We start from the raw sequence: 687 nt of genomic DNA on the forward strand, positions 1-687 counted from the left end.
AATTTATCCTGTTTCGGAAACTGGAAACAACAGTAATGCCAATACGCTTCCCTTGATGGTGAGCGCTTTAAATAAAATAAATAATTCATCACTGAATCTTTATGGTGGTTCAGTGGTGGAAAGGTCAGGCTTTTTTGCACCGTCAACATCGACGATAAAGGCTAGCGCACAGGCGGCAACAACATGTTGTCACGCCATTTATGGCCGCGCCATCAGCTATGGTGATGCCGCGTGTTACAGCCCATCGTTCAATAACCGTACCGTTTCACGCACCCACCTGCCGCCGGATATACAACCTGTTTCGCGAAGAGAGGTAATAAGTCAAAGCTCGCTAACAGCAGAGGCTGTATCGCGTATCCAAGAATCAACAAGAGCGCATGAAATGAGAAAAAAACAGGGACTAAGGACACAATATTTTGTGAGGAATTTATCCACAACAATAGTAATGCTTAGCCGCGCGGGCATTGATATCCCAGACGGAATGTCCCCACATACGATTTATTGTAAATACACGCGTGAGAAACGACAGGCAGAGCTATTAGGCTATCACTTCAATAAGGCTGATTTTCAACATCGCATCAACATTCAGGCGACACGGAGGCTCCCTGAATTGATAAACCAATATCATTCAAGCAATGTGATGGCATTAAATATATTTTCAGCATTGCATTCGCGCTCTGCACAAAA

General features: G+C 44.3%; 1 protein-coding gene. It reads left to right on the top strand.

The features are described from left to right. On the top strand, positions 1–687 hold a 687-nt coding region (locus J5224_RS33025; RefSeq protein ID WP_264629128.1), incomplete at both ends, for a hypothetical protein.

This window comes from Candidatus Symbiopectobacterium sp. NZEC135, assembly GCF_025962695.1.